At 65.2% G+C, this 13,982-nt stretch carries 15 protein-coding genes and 1 tRNA gene; 8 read left to right on the top strand and 8 right to left on the bottom strand.

From position 1 onward, the window contains the following. The first annotated feature begins 349 nt into the window (after positions 1 to 349). On the top strand, positions 350 to 3,532 hold the full coding sequence (locus M2337_RS14645; protein ID WP_264570846.1) for a TonB-dependent receptor domain-containing protein: 3,183 nt from the start codon (positions 350 to 352) through the stop codon (positions 3,530 to 3,532). Between the two features lie 185 nt (positions 3,533 to 3,717). Beyond that, positions 3,718 to 4,293, top strand: coding sequence for a MarR family winged helix-turn-helix transcriptional regulator (locus tag M2337_RS14650; protein WP_264570847.1), 576 nt, complete (start codon positions 3,718 to 3,720; stop codon positions 4,291 to 4,293). 120 nt (positions 4,294 to 4,413) lie between these two features. Here M2337_RS14650 and M2337_RS14655 read toward each other — a convergent pair. Further along, positions 4,414 to 4,499, bottom strand: a tRNA-Tyr gene (locus M2337_RS14655). A gap of 103 nt (positions 4,500 to 4,602) precedes the next feature. On the opposite strand from M2337_RS14655, the gene M2337_RS14660 reads away from it, so the two are divergent. From M2337_RS14660 to M2337_RS14670, 3 genes are read left to right on the top strand one after another with little or no spacing between them, the layout of a single operon-like run. Then, positions 4,603 to 5,355: a TrmH family RNA methyltransferase gene (locus tag M2337_RS14660; RefSeq protein WP_264570848.1), complete on the top strand. Its 753-nt coding sequence runs from the start codon at positions 4,603 to 4,605 to the stop codon at positions 5,353 to 5,355. A 38-nt stretch (positions 5,356 to 5,393) separates the two neighbouring features. Beyond that, positions 5,394 to 6,167 carry a hypothetical protein gene (locus M2337_RS14665; RefSeq protein WP_319799444.1) on the top strand — a complete coding sequence of 258 codons (774 nt, stop codon included), beginning with the start codon at positions 5,394 to 5,396 and terminating at the stop codon, positions 6,165 to 6,167. Next, entirely contained in the window at positions 6,164 to 6,577 is a 414-nt protein-coding gene (locus M2337_RS14670; RefSeq protein ID WP_264570849.1) for a DUF2147 domain-containing protein, read from the top strand. Before M2337_RS14665 ends, M2337_RS14670 begins: the two co-directional genes overlap by 4 nt. Before the next feature lie 40 nt (positions 6,578 to 6,617). Here the strand turns inward: M2337_RS14670 and M2337_RS14675 are convergent, their stop codons facing one another. Next, positions 6,618 to 6,935: a 2Fe-2S iron-sulfur cluster-binding protein gene (locus M2337_RS14675; RefSeq protein WP_264570850.1), complete on the bottom strand. Its 318-nt coding sequence runs from the start codon at positions 6,933 to 6,935 to the stop codon at positions 6,618 to 6,620. Between the two features lie 94 nt (positions 6,936 to 7,029). Here M2337_RS14675 and M2337_RS14680 point away from each other — a divergent pair, with 94 nt between their 5' ends. Next, positions 7,030 to 7,644, top strand: a complete 615-nt coding sequence (locus tag M2337_RS14680) for a DNA-3-methyladenine glycosylase family protein (RefSeq protein ID WP_264570851.1) — start codon at positions 7,030 to 7,032, stop codon at positions 7,642 to 7,644. Between the two features lie 27 nt (positions 7,645 to 7,671). On the opposite strand, the gene M2337_RS14685 is transcribed toward M2337_RS14680, so the two are convergent. Then, positions 7,672 to 7,965, bottom strand: a complete 294-nt coding sequence (locus M2337_RS14685; RefSeq protein ID WP_264570852.1) for a 4a-hydroxytetrahydrobiopterin dehydratase — start codon at positions 7,963 to 7,965, stop codon at positions 7,672 to 7,674. Between the two features lie 57 nt (positions 7,966 to 8,022). Here M2337_RS14685 and ccmA point away from each other — a divergent pair, with 57 nt between their 5' ends. After that, positions 8,023 to 8,637, top strand: coding sequence for a heme ABC exporter ATP-binding protein CcmA (ccmA, locus tag M2337_RS14690; protein WP_264570853.1), 615 nt, complete (start codon positions 8,023 to 8,025; stop codon positions 8,635 to 8,637). Then, positions 8,634 to 9,275: a heme exporter protein CcmB gene (locus M2337_RS14695; protein WP_264570854.1), complete on the top strand. Its 642-nt coding sequence runs from the start codon at positions 8,634 to 8,636 to the stop codon at positions 9,273 to 9,275. Before ccmA ends, M2337_RS14695 begins: the two co-directional genes overlap by 4 nt. A 191-nt stretch (positions 9,276 to 9,466) precedes the next feature. Here M2337_RS14695 and M2337_RS14700 read toward each other — a convergent pair whose 3' ends face one another. The 5 genes from M2337_RS14700 to M2337_RS14720 form a co-directional block, all read right to left on the bottom strand. Continuing rightward, positions 9,467 to 10,363 (bottom strand): class I SAM-dependent methyltransferase, encoded by an 897-nt coding sequence (locus M2337_RS14700; protein WP_264570855.1) that lies wholly within the window; start codon positions 10,361 to 10,363, stop codon positions 9,467 to 9,469. Between the two features lie 136 nt (positions 10,364 to 10,499). Then, positions 10,500 to 11,903, bottom strand: a complete 1,404-nt coding sequence (gene thrC, locus M2337_RS14705; RefSeq protein ID WP_264570856.1) for a threonine synthase — start codon at positions 11,901 to 11,903, stop codon at positions 10,500 to 10,502. Positions 11,904 to 11,947: 44 nt separating this feature from the next. Next, a complete protein-coding gene (locus tag M2337_RS14710) occupies positions 11,948 to 12,586 on the bottom strand; it encodes an SURF1 family protein (protein WP_264570857.1) in 639 nt (212 codons plus the stop codon). Continuing rightward, a complete protein-coding gene (locus M2337_RS14715; protein ID WP_264570858.1) occupies positions 12,583 to 13,011 on the bottom strand; it encodes a DUF983 domain-containing protein in 429 nt (142 codons plus the stop codon). Before M2337_RS14715 ends, M2337_RS14710 begins: the two co-directional genes overlap by 4 nt. Positions 13,012 to 13,148: 137 nt before the next feature. Further along, the gene (locus M2337_RS14720; RefSeq protein WP_181560186.1) at positions 13,149 to 13,979 is read right to left on the bottom strand and encodes a cytochrome c oxidase subunit 3; all 831 of its coding nucleotides are present in this window, start codon (positions 13,977 to 13,979) and stop codon (positions 13,149 to 13,151) included. Positions 13,980 to 13,982 lie beyond the last annotated feature (3 nt).

The raw sequence follows: 13,982 nt of genomic DNA on the forward strand, positions 1-13,982 counted from the left end.
GCACGCATGCGCCAGCCTTGCTTTCAATGCTTTTCCTCGAGCCCCCCGGGTCAGTGCAGAGCCCAAATTTCGATTGAATCTTAGTAGTTGCCGTTTGCATTTATTTGAATAGCATTCATTTGAAGCTGACCTTTCGAGTCGGCGACGCAGACGGGGAGGAAATGGCTGCGCGGCGCAGGTCCGCGCAGGCAGATGGCGTTCGCTCATTCGATGTTCCTGCGCACGATGACGCGTATCCACGCCGCTCACTCTTCCTCGAGAGACGACCACGCTGCGCGAATGGCTCGCGCGACGCAGGGGAGGAAGACTGATGAACCCACGAACTGACAGATGGACGGCGCGTGCCCTGATGAGTTGTACGGCACTCGCCTTTGCCTTCAACGCGCCAAGCCCGGCAAAGGCCCAGTCCACCGAGGCGGACGCGCAGGAGACGCAGGCGATCGTCATCACCGGATCGCGGATCGTGCGCCGCGATTATACCTCAGCGACGCCGCTGACCACCGTGACCAGCGACACCTTGCAGTCTTCCTCGGATCTCAGCATCGATCAGGGGCTGAAGGAAATGCCGCAGTTCACCGGCGGCGTCGGCGCGACCGGTCGCGGCGGCGCCGGCCTGACCGGTCTGGCCGGATCTGACGTGCAGGCTACACCGACCAACAGCCCCGGTATCGCGACGCTCGACCTGCGCGGCATCGGCGCCAATCGAACGCTGGTCCTCCTGGATGGACGGCGCACTCAGCCGGCCAATGCGACACTGGTGGTCGACATCAACACCATTCCGAAGGCAGCGCTCGACAGCGTCGAGGTCATCACCGGCGGCGCGGGCGCAACCTATGGCGCGGATGCCGTTGCCGGCGTCGTCAATTTCAAGCTCAAGCGCGACTATTCCGGCGTCACGATCGATACCAGCATGGGAATCAGCGAACGTGGCGATGGCCGGCAGTTCGAGATATCCGCGCTTGTTGGTGGCAACTTCGCCGATGGACGCGGCAACGCCATGCTGGGCGTGACCTATCAGGACCGCGACATCATCTATCAGGCGGATCGCCCCTTCTATCAGGCCGGGTATACCGATCCCGCCAGCAGCGGCGGCGCGGTCTTCTTCGGCAGTAGCTTCGGCGTTACGCCGCGCACCAATACGACCGGCGTACCGGGCGTCGTGGCCGGCTTCGACTTCGGTGCACCAGCCGGCAACCCGTCCCAGGCGGCCGTCAATCAGGTGTTCGCGCGCTACGGCTTCGCGCCGGGCGAAGTCGCGATTGCCGGGCCGGGCCTGTCGACCAGCTTCTTCTTCAACAAGGCCGCCAATCCGCTCGATGCCACGATCTTCTCGGGCGTCGTCGGCCGCGTGACAGGTGCGCCCGCACCCAATTACAACGGCACCGACCCCAATGTGAAAATTCTGGAGAACGGCAATGCCTCCTTCGTCAGCAAGGAAGGCTATCTCCAGTTGCCGCTGCGGCGAATATCATTCTTTGGCAGCGCGCATTACGACATCACGGATGGCATTACGGCCTATGTTCAGGCCAAGTTCGACCAGAACAATGTCCAGACCCAGTCCACCTATGCGACGGCGTTCAGTCAACTGAATGCCGGTATCACTTTCGACGCCGCGACCTGTGGCGCGGCGGTGGGGCATCCTGTGCCGCAGGACCTCTGCGACATCCTGCGCAGCCGCTCCCGCCCGAATGCGCCGTGGTCGCTCAATCAATCGATGACGTTCATGGGCCCCTCGCGCACCGAAACGAACACCTATAATTATGAGGTGATTGGCGGCTTCCGCGGCAATGTGGGCATTCGCGACTGGACGTTCGATGTCTTCGGCGGTCACGGCAAGAGTTCGCAAGTTACCCGCTATGAAAATTTCATCGATCTGGACGCTTACCAGACGCTCATCGGCCTTCCTAATTACGGCGCTGGAACAACCTTCCTGCACCCCAGTCTCGGCATGTCCGCAAGCTGCACGAGCGGTCTCAACCCGTTCACCACCGCCCCGGTCTCGCAGGACTGCCAAGACCTGATCCAAGCGAGCATCAAGGCTGAGACGGTCGTCGGGCAGACCCAGGCGGAAGTGAATTTCCAGGGTGGACTGTTCGACCTGCCAGCCGGTGAAGTGCGCTTTGCGGCCGGCGCGTCCTATCGCGAAAACAACTTCTTCTATGAGCCCAGCGGCCCGCTCAACGCGCAGACGATCAACAGCGGCGTCATCAGCCTGCCCGGAGTCTCGCGAACGGAAGGCAAGATCTTCGTCAAGGATTTCTACGGCGAGGTCCTCATTCCGCTTCTGTCCGATCTGCCCTTCGTTCAGGCACTGAACCTCAATGCGGGCTATCGTCACTCGAGCTACAACACGGCAGGCTCGGTCGGCACATGGAAAGTCATTGGCGACTGGGACGTGAATGACTGGCTGAAGTTCCGCGGCGGCTACCAGGTCGCCAACCGCGCACCGAACATCGCGGAAATCTTCCAGCCGGGCATCTACACCGTGGTCAACTGGCCCGGCGGCGATCCGTGCGCGACCCACGCCAACAATTCCGCCTATCCCGGCTATGGCAATCGCGCCGACAATCCGGATCGCGCGCAGGTTCTGGCACTCTGCTCCGCGATCTCAGGCGGCTTTCCGATCGGTCCGGATTTCGTGGGCAATCAGCCGCAGCTGTTCCCGCTCGGGCGGGATGTCACATTGGGCAACCCAAATCTCAAATCCGAGGAAGCCCGCACCTTCACGGCCGGCATGGTTATCCGCTCGCCATGGCGGGATTCCCCATGGCTCAGCCGGCTGACCCTCTCGGTCGACTATTATAATATCAAGATCGCAGGCGCCGTCTCGACCCTGTCGACCGATTATGTCTACCGCCAGTGCTTCAACTTCGATGGCACAAGCAATCCCACTTACGATCCCGGCAACGAGTTCTGCACCCGGATCATCCGTGAGCCGCAAAGTGGCTTCTGGTCGGCGACACGCGCCTTCTTCGAGAATCTGGGTAAAATCCACACCGCAGGCATCGACGCCAATCTTAACTGGACCGTCCCGGCGCCCGGGCTGTTCGGGGATGAGGGATCGTTCACCACCAATATCGCGTTCAACTATCTCGACAAGTTCGACGTCCAGAGCTTGCCGGGCGGGCCGACGGCCGATTACCGCGATACCATTGGCAGCAACCAGTATAGTGCGCAGTTCAAATGGAAGCTGTCGACCAATGTCGCCTATAATTTCGGGCCGGGGGCGATCAGCCTGACATGGCGTCATCTGCCCAAGGTTCGCTACTTCACCTACGCGACCAGCACGACGGCGACTGAGCTCCCAATCCCCGCCTATGACATCTTCGACCTCTCCGGGCGGATCGCGGCGACATCCACCGTCGAGTTGCGGTTCGGCGTGGACAATCTGTTCGACAAGCAGCCCCCGCGCCTCGGCGTGCGGGCGGGCACGCTCGCGCAGGGAGGCTCTTCACAATCCGGTGTCACGGACCCAAGTACCTACGATGTGCTTGGCCGGCGCTTCTTCCTCGGCGCGCGGTTGCGCTTCTGACAAAAGCATGGCGGGCGCGTTGGGCGTCCGCCACCTGCGCCGCCCCTGAACGGTTGCAGACAAGACAGGTCGCGCGGGCGGTTGCACATTGCTCACGCGCAAACTAATTTTGCGGATCGCAGAGATTTTTGCGACTTTTTGGGCGATCGCGCCCTTCTGGCAAGGTTACGAAGGAACGGCATCGCATGAAAAGCGCTCCCAAGACGGCAGGCAGCGAAGCTGAAATCTTCGGCAAGGTTCTGCCACCGAAATCGGGCTATCCTTCCCCGGACATGGCGCTGACCATCACCATCGTGATGCTCGCCCGTCGCTGGCGCGCGCTGGTCGATGAGAAGCTGCGGGATATCGGCCAAAGCGCATCGCGCATGGAGGCGATGTCCTCCATCGCCTATGCACCGCCCGGCACGACCCAGATCCAGATCGCCAAGCGCGTCGGGATCGAAGGCCCTACCCTCACCCGCACGCTGGACCTGCTGGAAGCCGAGGGGCTGGTGGAGCGGCTGCCCGACCCGAGCGACCGGCGCAACAAGCTGATGCGCCTGACGGCAGAGGGCTATCAGACGCTGGCCCATATGCTCGAAATCGCCGCCAGCCTGCGCGCGCATTTGCTTGAGGACGTCTCCGAGGAGAAGGTGCGGGAAGGCTATGACTTCTTCTCGATGCTGCTCCAACGCATCGAAGCCGGGCTCGATCTGCCCGCCGATCAGATCGGGAAGCTGCCGGGATTCGCGAATGACGGACTGCCGCCCACGACCCGCTGACGATTTATGGGCTCGGATGGTCCGCGCCGGATAAGCGGGCCCACGGACAATGCAATCGATCGATTGCCGATGCGGGCCCCCGTCCCGAAGGACGTGGTTCCAAATGATCATCATGGGAGATGGTGGAAGGGGCTGGATTCGAACCAGCGTACGCTCACGCGGGCAGATTTACAGTCTGCTGCCTTTAACCACTCGGCCACCCTTCCAGAGGCGCCTGACCCGGACGGCGGGGCCGTCAAACGGATTGGAGGCGGCTCAATGGCGAATGGGGCCTTGCCTGTCAATGCCATGGTGTGGAAAAGCGCACGCATGAAACGGGGACACAGAACAGGAAAGCCGAAAGGCGGGTATCCGAGGCTCTATGGGCGCCACGCCATCACGGCTGCGCTCGCCAATCCGGACCGGGTGATTCGCAAGATCTGGGGCACGCGCGAGGCATTGGCCGCGCTCGATCTGCCTCCGGTGCTGCCGATCGTCTATTCGGACGTGGCGGATTTGGGCCGCATGGTGCCGGGCGACGCGCCGCATCAGGGCCTTGTGGCCGAGGTGGAAGCGCTGGAGGATATCTGGCTCGGCGATCTCCTGGAACAGGGTGTGCCGGATGAACAGGCACGCCGGCCGATCCTGGTGCTCGATCAGGTGACCGACCCGCACAATGTCGGCGCGATTCTGCGCTCGGCCGCCGCCTTCAATGCGCTCGGCATCGTGACGCAGGACCGTCATGCACCGCCCGAATCGGGCGTGATTGCGCGCGCGGCAGCCGGCGCGCTGGAAATCGTGCCCTGGGTGCGGGTAGTGAACCTCGCTCGCGCGCTCGATGAAATCGCCGAAGCCGGCTATTGGCGCATCGCGCTCGATGGCGACGCACGCGATACGATCGCCGGCGCGCTGGACAATACCACTCGCGTGGCGCTCGTGCTTGGCGCGGAAGGTGAAGGCCTGCGCCTGAACAGCGTCAATCACTGCGACATGGTCGCCCGCCTGCCGATCAGTCCGTGCATGGAGAGCCTCAACGTTTCCAACGCCGCGGCAATCGCGCTATACGCCTGCATGACGCGCTAGGCGCAAGCCTGGCGCCGTGCCTCGCGGGGGATGAGCGATTGACGAACCGGGCGATGATGACGCGCTGGCTGCTGGTGCTGGTCGCGCCCCTGCTGCTTTCGAGCTGCCTGCTCGTGCCGACGCGATTCGCGGCGACGCTCGATATCAAGGCCGACCGCAGCTTCACCTTCGCTTATGTGGGTGAGGTGCAGCTGCTCAAGAGCAGCCCGTCCGACATGACCGACGGACTGCTGGATGAAGACAGCGCAGCGGAGGACGACGCCACGGACGGGGCGACGGACGATGCGCAGATGTTCAAGATCGCCAGCCAGCCGCAAAGCAAGAGCGGGACTGCGGACGACGTCGATGCCGACGATGAGGCGCAGCTCCGGCGTCTCGCCGAGGCGCTAAGCAAGGAATATGGCTACCGCTCCGCACGCTACATCGGCGACCGCAAGCTCGCGATCGATTACCGGATCAGCGGCCGGCTCGACCATGGCTTCGTTTTCCCGTTCAACCCGGATGGGGAAGTCGTGCTGCCCTTCCTCGCCATCGAACTGCGCGGCAAGGATCGCGTGCGCGTGAAGGCTCCCGGCTTTGCCAATGATAGCGATGCCGCCACCCTGCCGATGGGCACGGCGAGCGGCCGGGAGAGCCCAGGTGGACTGCTGGAGGGGACGTTCACGCTGACCACATCGGCGGAGATCGTGAGCCAGAATCAGGAAGAAGGCGCCGAAACCATGACGGATGGACAAAGACGGATCGTCTGGAAGGTCACCCCAGCCACCAAGGATGCACCGATGGCCGTGCTGCGCGTGGCGCTGCTGCCATGAGGGGGCGCGCAGGCGTTGGGCTGCTGATCGCTAGCGCCGCTCTAAGCGCTAGCGCAGGCCGCGCGGCGGAAAGCGAATCGCTTGGCATCTGGACCAATCCGCAGCGCAGCGTGCAGGTGCGGGCACATCGCTGTGGCACGGCGATGTGCGGGACGGTGATTCAAGCCAGCGAAAAAGCCCGCGCGGATGCACGCAAGGGCGGGATGGACAATCTGATCGGCGCGCGCCTGTTCAGCGGCTTCGTGCCGGAGAAGGAAAATGTCTGGCGCGGCAAGGTGTTCGTACCGGATATCGGCAAGACCTTTTCCGGCACCATCACCCTGGTCAACGAGCGGACGCTGAGCGCGCAAGGCTGCCTGATCGGCCGCATCGGCTGCCGATCACAGGTCTGGACCCGGGTGGACAACTAGACCCGGCGGGCGCCCGCTGGCGCGCACCGGGCCAAAGCGCTCAGTCTTCCGGTGCGATCGTGACGACCATGCCCTCGAGCTCCGGGCTGACCGGGATCTGGCAGGAGAGACGGCTGGAGGCATTGCGATGCTCGGAGCTGTCGAGCAGATCGTCCTCGTCGCCCTTGAGCGGCGGGAGCTTGTCCGCATAAGCCTCGTCAACATAGACATGGCAGGTTGCGCAGGAACAGCAGCCGCCACAAATGGCCAGCAGTTCGTCGATTCCGTTGTCGCGGATCACTTCCATGACCGTGTGGCCATTCTGAGCCTCGATCTCGTGGCGCGCGCCGTCCCGTGTCACAACCGTCAATTGCGGCATTTTTATCTCCAAACCATGGTTTGGCTCGCTATGAGGGGCTGCTGGACAGAAATCAACCCGGCGACGCGCGCCGCTCTTTATCCTGGGACGAACCATGCTCGATGATGCCGCATTGCGGACTTCGCTGGATGCGCTGGCGGCAGATCAGGCCGCGATCGCCGCGTTGATCGAGCGGCTCGGTTACCCCCCATCCCGCCAGCGCGAACCGGGTTATGAAACGCTGCTGCGCACCATCGTCGGCCAGCAGGTGAGCGTCGCCGCGGCGGCCTCCGTATGGAGCAAGCTGGAAGCGGCGCTTGGTGCCGGCTGCGCGCCCGATGCCCTGCTGGCGCAGGATTTCGAGACGCTCCGCGCCTGCGGCCTCTCCCGCCAGAAACAGGGCTATGCCCGCAGCCTCGCGGAAATGGTGGTGAGCGGCGGGCTGGACCTGCACGCCCTGCCGCAGGATGATGAGGAGGCCATTGCCGCGCTCGTGCGGATCAAGGGCATCGGGCGCTGGTCGGCGGAGATCTATCTGCTGTTCGCGGAAGGCCGCAGGGACATCTGGCCGGCGGGCGACCTCGCCGTGCAGATCGCGGTGGGGCAGATCATGGGCCTCGATGCGCGCCCGGCCGAACGCGAAACCCGCGCGCTGGCCGAAGCCTGGCGCCCACACCGCAGCGCCATGGCGCTGATGGCCTGGCACCATTATAACACCCCGGTCTTCTGATGCGCTGTCTCCCCCGCCCCCTTCTCGTCAGAGCAGCGCGTCGATCGCCTTGGCGAGCGCTATGTCGCGCGCGCTCAGGCCCCCGGCATCATGGGTGGTCAGGCGGATATCCACGCGATTGTAGACGTTCGACCATTCCGGGTGATGATCGGCGCGTTCGGCCAGCAGGGCGACCTTGCTCATGAACCCGAAGGCGGCGACGAAATCATCGAACCGCAGGCTGCGCGAAATGCCGCTGGCATCATCCGATAGCCTCCAGGCCGGGACGGTGCTGAGCGCTTGCGCGCGCTCCTCGTCGGAGAGACGGGCGATCCTTGGCATGGCGGTCTCCTTTTCGCGCGCCCCCTTCTCGGCCACGCGCCCATGGACCGTCAAGCCATGAGCGGCGCGGCGCTCCGGCTGGAGGATGTCGCCTGCCTGCGCGGGGGACGGCTGCTGTTCGCCGGCGTCAATCTCAGCCTGACGGCCGGCGGCAGCGCCCAGATCGCCGGGCGGAACGGCATCGGCAAATCGAGCCTGCTGCGCATCATTGCCGGGCTCCTGCGGCCCTTTGCGGGCACCGTGACCTGCGAGGGCGCCGTGGCGCTGACCGACGAGCTCGATGCGCTGGACCGGGACCGCACGGTGCACGATGCCCTCGCCTTCTGGGCCAAAGTGGATGAGGCGCCATTCGCGCGCATTGATGCCGCGCTCGATGACCTCGCCATTGCGCATCTGCGCGATATTCCGGTGCGGATGCTCTCAACCGGCCAGCGCAAGCGCGCCGCGCTGGCGCGCACGCTGATCACCGCGGCGCCGATCTGGCTGCTGGATGAGCCGGCGAACGGCCTCGACGTCGCCTCGGCCGCGCAGCTCGGCCAGCTGGTGAACCGGCACCGTGCGCAGGGCGGCCTCGTGCTCGCGGCCTCGCATATGCCGCTTGCTTGGACGCAGGACGCGGTGATCGACCTTCATGCGCCGGCCCCGAATGCGGGCGGGGAGCGCGACGCATGATCGGCCCGATCATCCTGCGCGACCTTGGCCGGGCCTGGCGAAGTGGCGGCATCTGGCTGCCGCTGGCCTTTCTGCTGCTGATTGCGGCGCTCTTTCCCTTCGCGGTCGGCCCCAATGCCACGCTGCTCAGCCAGACCGGCGGAGGACTGCTATGGGTCGCGGCACTGCTGGCCAGCCTGCTGCCCATCGACCGGCTGATCGAGCCGGACCGCGACAGCGGCGTGATCGACCAGCTCGTGCTGCGCGGCGTGGGGGAAGGCACGATCCTGTTCGCCAAGGGCGTCGCGCATTGGCTGAGCTTCGGCCCGCCGCTGCTGATCGCCGCGCTGCCGGCCGGGGCCCTGCTCAAGCTGGAGCCGGAGATGCTGCGGCTGGTGATGATCGGCCTAGCGCTCGGCACCCCCGGCCTTGCCGCGCTCGCCCTGCTGGTGGCAGCACTCACCGCCGGCCTGCGGGGCAGCGGCGCACTGACCGGCCTGCTGGTGCTGCCGCTGGCGGTGCCGATCCTGATCTTCGGTGCCGGCGCCCTGCAATTTGGCGGCGACAGCGCCCTCAAGCTGGTCGCGGCCTGCTCGCTGTTACTGTGTGTGGTGGCGCCGGTGGCCGGCGGCGCGGCGCTAAGGGCGGGACGGGATTAGGTAGGCGGGATTGAGGGGCGCGGCATACCAGGCCTTCCCTCTTCCCCGTTCGTGTCGAGCGAAGTCGAGACACCAAGCACAGCGCTAGACGTGTCTCGACTTCGCTCGACCCGAACGGAAAGGTGGGCAGTTTTACGCAGGCGCTTGCGGTGCGCTGACTCTATGAGCGAACCCCTCCCCCCGAAAGCCCCTCAGTCCCGCGTCCAGCGCGCCCAGATTGCGGTGGGGAGCAGCAGCCCCCGTGCCTCCTCCCGCACGGCCAGCTCGCCGCATCCGATCCGTCCTGGCAGATCGCCCAGATGCGCGCGGAGCAGTTCACCGATTGCCAGGGCGGACATGCGCACGGCGTAGACCGTGAGGAACAGGAAGCGGCTCTCGCCATCCAGCAAGCGGCGGCAATCGGCGATCAGGCCGGGCAGGTCTTCCTCAAGCCGCCAGATCTCGCCATCCGGCCCCCGGCCATATTTGGGCGGATCGAGCAGGATGCCATGATAACGCCGCTCCCGCCGCACCTCGCGTGCCACGAATTTGGCGGCATCGTCGATGATCCAGCGGACCGGATTGCTCTCCATGCCGGAGAGCGCCGCATTGGCACGCGCCTGTGCCACCGACTTCTTCGAGGCATCGACATGCACGCACTGCGCCCCGGTGGCGGACAGGGCCAGCGTGCCGACGCCGGTATAGCCGAACAGGTTGAGGAAATGGGGCGCTTCAACGCCGTGCAGCCGCTCGCGTGCCCATTGCCAGACCGGCGCCATGTCCGGGAAGAAGCCGAGATGGCGAAAGGGCGTGCAGCTTGCCTGAAAGCGCGCCTCCTCCCAGCGTAGCGGCCAGCCATCACGCGGCACGGGCTTGTCGAAATGCCAGCGCCCGCCGCCATCCTCGTCCGATGCCGGAATGAAGCTGCCATGCGCATCCCAGTCGGCCTGCGCCGGCTGCCACATCGCCTGCGGCTCCGGGCGGATGAAACGATAGGGTCCGTAGCGCTCCAGCTTGCGGCCGGCGCCGCTATCGATGAGGCCGTAATCGCCCCAGGGCTCGCCGACCATTGTGGTGAGTGGGAGGGCGGGTGGCAGGGTTATAGACATCTATCCCCTCCCCTTCAGGGGAGGGGTCGGGGGGTAGGGGCGACGCAGAGCATCGCTCGCGCAGCGCTCTGGAGCCGACGTAGCCGACACCACCCCAACCCCTCCTCTAAAGAGGAGGGGCTTCAGAAAGGACGTCCTACCCACGGCGCGGCGTGGCGCGTTCCGCGATATATTCGGTCACTGCCTCGAACGTACCGGGCAGCGTCGCATAGCGCTCCTCGCGCCCGAACAGATCGCCCACGCGTGACGGCAGCGAGGGACGCACGCCGGTGGCGCGTTCCACGGCATCGCGGAACTTGGCGGGATGCGCCGTCGCAAGCGTCACCACCGGCACGGACGGATCGAGCGGCACGGCATGGGCCGCAGCGAGGCCGACCGCGCTGTGCGGGTCGATGACCTGAGAGGCCGCATCATAAGCCCAGCGCATCGCCCGCGACATGTCGTCGCCATCGACGCGTGCGGAAGAGAAGAGCTTGGACGCCCCGTCGCGCTGCGCGTTCGTGAGGCGCATGGCCTTTGTCGCCTCGAATCCCTTCATCTGCTCAGCCAGCGCCAGACCATCGCGCCCGCCAAGATCGAACAGTAGGCGCTCGAAATTGGAGGAGACCTGGATGTCCATGCTGGGCGTGGCCGTCGGCACGACGCCTTCCTGGCTGTAGTCGCCCTGCGAGAGCGCCCGGTGGAGAATGTCGTTCACATTGGTCGCGACGATCAGCCGCTCGATGGGGAGACCCATGCGCGCTGCCACATAGCCGGCAAACACGTCGCCGAAATTTCCGGTCGGCACCGAAAAGGCGACCTGCCGATGCGGCGCGCCGAGGCGCACGCCGACATAGATATAATAGACCACCTGCGCCACGAGTCGCGCCCAGTTGATGCTGTTCACCGCCGACAGATCGAAGCGGCCGGCGAACTCGGCATCGTTGAACATGCGCTTCACCAGCGCCTGCGCATCGTCGAAGCTGCCCTCAATGGCGATGTTGTGGACGTTGGGCGCCAGCACCGTCGTCATCTGCCGGCGCTGCACATCCGACACGCGATCTGCGGGATGGAGCATGAAGATATCGATCTTCGCTCGGCCCGCAACGGCATCGATGGCCGCCGAGCCGGTGTCTCCCGACGTCGCGCCGACGATGGTCAGATGGGTATCGCGGCGGCTGAGGAACTTCTCGAACAGCAGGCCGAGCATCTGCAGCGCAACGTCCTTGAACGCCAGTGTCGGCCCGTGGAACAACTCGAGCAGCCAGTGCTGATGATCGAGTTGCACCAGCGGTGTCACCGCGGCGTGGGAGAAGCGGCCATAAGCCTGCGTGCACAGCTCGCGCAGTTCGTCTTCGCTCAGGCAATCGCCCACGAACGGGCGAATGACGCGCACAGCAGTCTCGACATAGGAGAGGCCGCGCATGGCCTCCAGCTCGTCGGCGGAAAAGCTCGGCCAATGCTCAGGCAGATACAGCCCGCCGTCGCTCGCCAGCCCTGCCAGCGTTGCGCCTTCGAAATCCAGCGCAGCCGCGCGCCCCCTGGTGCTCACATATTGCATGACCGGCCCTTAGCCTTGTGGCTGCCGTAGCGCAACGGAGTGGATTAACCCTCGCGCGGTTCGCCCCGCCAGCGCTTGCGCAGGGCGAGCGCATAAATCACCAGCGCGATCGTGGCGAACAGGAACCACTGCACCGCGTAGGAGCGGTGATTATTGGGCACCGACGATGGATCGGGCCGCGCGGAGGCGAGCAGGCCGGGCGCGGGCCCGTCCGCGACGATCATCAGCCGCAAGGGCGGTGCCTTGCCCTGCACACGGGCCAGCAGTGAGGAATTGTCCGGCTCATGGGTGGCTGTGCCAGTCACCGGGCCGCCCTGCCAGTCAGTCTTGCCATCCGGTCGCACGCTCACGCCCATGTCCACCACAAGTCCCGGCCCTTCGGCACCGGTCGCGCAATAAGCGATGTGCCGCCATCCGGTCTCGCCACTGCGCGCCCGACCGCCGATCACCTGCCAATCGACCACGCGCAGGCACTGGGCCGCGAGACGGCGGAACATGTAGCTTTGATCGGTGGGGTTTTGCCGGGGATAGGCCGTGAGCGGCAGATGCAGATTCGCGCGCCAGGCATCCAGCGCGGCCTCCTTCTGCTGGGCGCGACCGATCTGCCAGATGCCCAGCGCGATCATCACGGCAACGGCGAGGCCGACCAGAACGGTCGGCACCAGCGGCACGCGGCGGCTCATGGCGCGCCCTCGCCCGGCTGACGCGGATCGGCAATGCGCCCCTCGCGCGCCTTGTTGCGATATTCGATGATCAGCAGTGCTGCCTTGGACAGCCGCAAACAGCCGATGACCAGCGCGGTGGTGAGCGGCACCCAGAGCAGGATATGCACCCAGAATGGCGGATCGGCGGCCAGCTGGACCATCAGCGCCAGCGCCGTGACCAGCCCGCCGACGATCAGGATGAGGAAGGCCGCCGGGCCATCGCCGACATTGAACGCGGCCAGATCCAGCCCGCAGGCCCGGCAGCGCGGCGCGAATCGTACCCAGCCATCGAACAGCGGCCCGGCGCCACAGCGCGGGCAGCGGGCCTTGACGCTCGCCTTGACTAGATAAGCCGGTGTGACAGCGGCAGCCTTTAGCGCCTCTGCGGGCTTAGTCTCGCTCATCCATCCTGTCCTTCGCAAATGCCGCATGCCGAAAACGAAGCGACGCGCGGAAGGGCTTTCCGCGCGTCGCCTTTGCTATCGATAGATGAGGAGCAAGCATGGGCCTTGGCGCCGCACATGCCGTGCTCCCCGGCTGATCAGCCCGCGTGCATCGGAGCTCCCCAGCCGCCCCACACATAGATGGAGACGAACAGGAACAGCCACACCACGTCAACGAAGTGCCAGTACCAGGCCGCCGCCTCGAACCCGAAGTGCTGGCGCGGGGTGAAGTGGCCCTTATAGGCCCGCACCTGGCAGACGATCAGGAAGATCGTGCCGACCAGAACGTGGAAGCCGTGGAAGCCGGTCGCCATGTAGAAGGCCGAGCCATAAGGCGTCGTGCCGAAGGCGAAGGGCGCGTGAGCATATTCGTAGGCCTGCACGCAGGTGAAGACGATGCCGAGGATGATCGTGAGCCACAGGCCCTTCTTCAAGCCGTCCCGGTCGCCATGGATGATCGCATGGTGCGCCCAGGTGATGGTGGTGCCGGAGCAAAGCAGAATCAGCGTGTTGAGGAGCGGCAGCTCGAAGGGATTGAGAACTTCGATGCCCTCGGACGGGAACAGGCCGTCAATCGGCGGCAGGGCCGTCGGGAAGAGGCTGAAATCGAAGAACGCCCAGAACCAGCCCACGAAGAACATGACTTCCGAGGCGATGAACAGGATCATGCCGTAGCGCAGGTGAAGCTGCACGACAGGGGTGTGATCGCCGGCATGCGCCTCGCGAATAACGTCCGCCCACCAGAAGAACATGGTGGCGAGCACGCCGGCCAGACCCAGGAAGAAGCCCGCGCCGCCCCAGCTGCCCATTTCAGAGGGGTGCATCCAGGCAACGGCGCCCAGCGCCATCACCAGGGCCGACATCGAGCCCATCAACGGCCAGAAACTGGCGGGGAGAATGTGATAATCGTGATTCTTGGCGCCGGCCATATC

Origin of the sequence: Sphingobium sp. B2D3A (assembly GCF_025961795.1) — a bacterium.
Classification (GTDB): Bacteria; Pseudomonadota; Alphaproteobacteria; order Sphingomonadales; family Sphingomonadaceae; genus Sphingobium.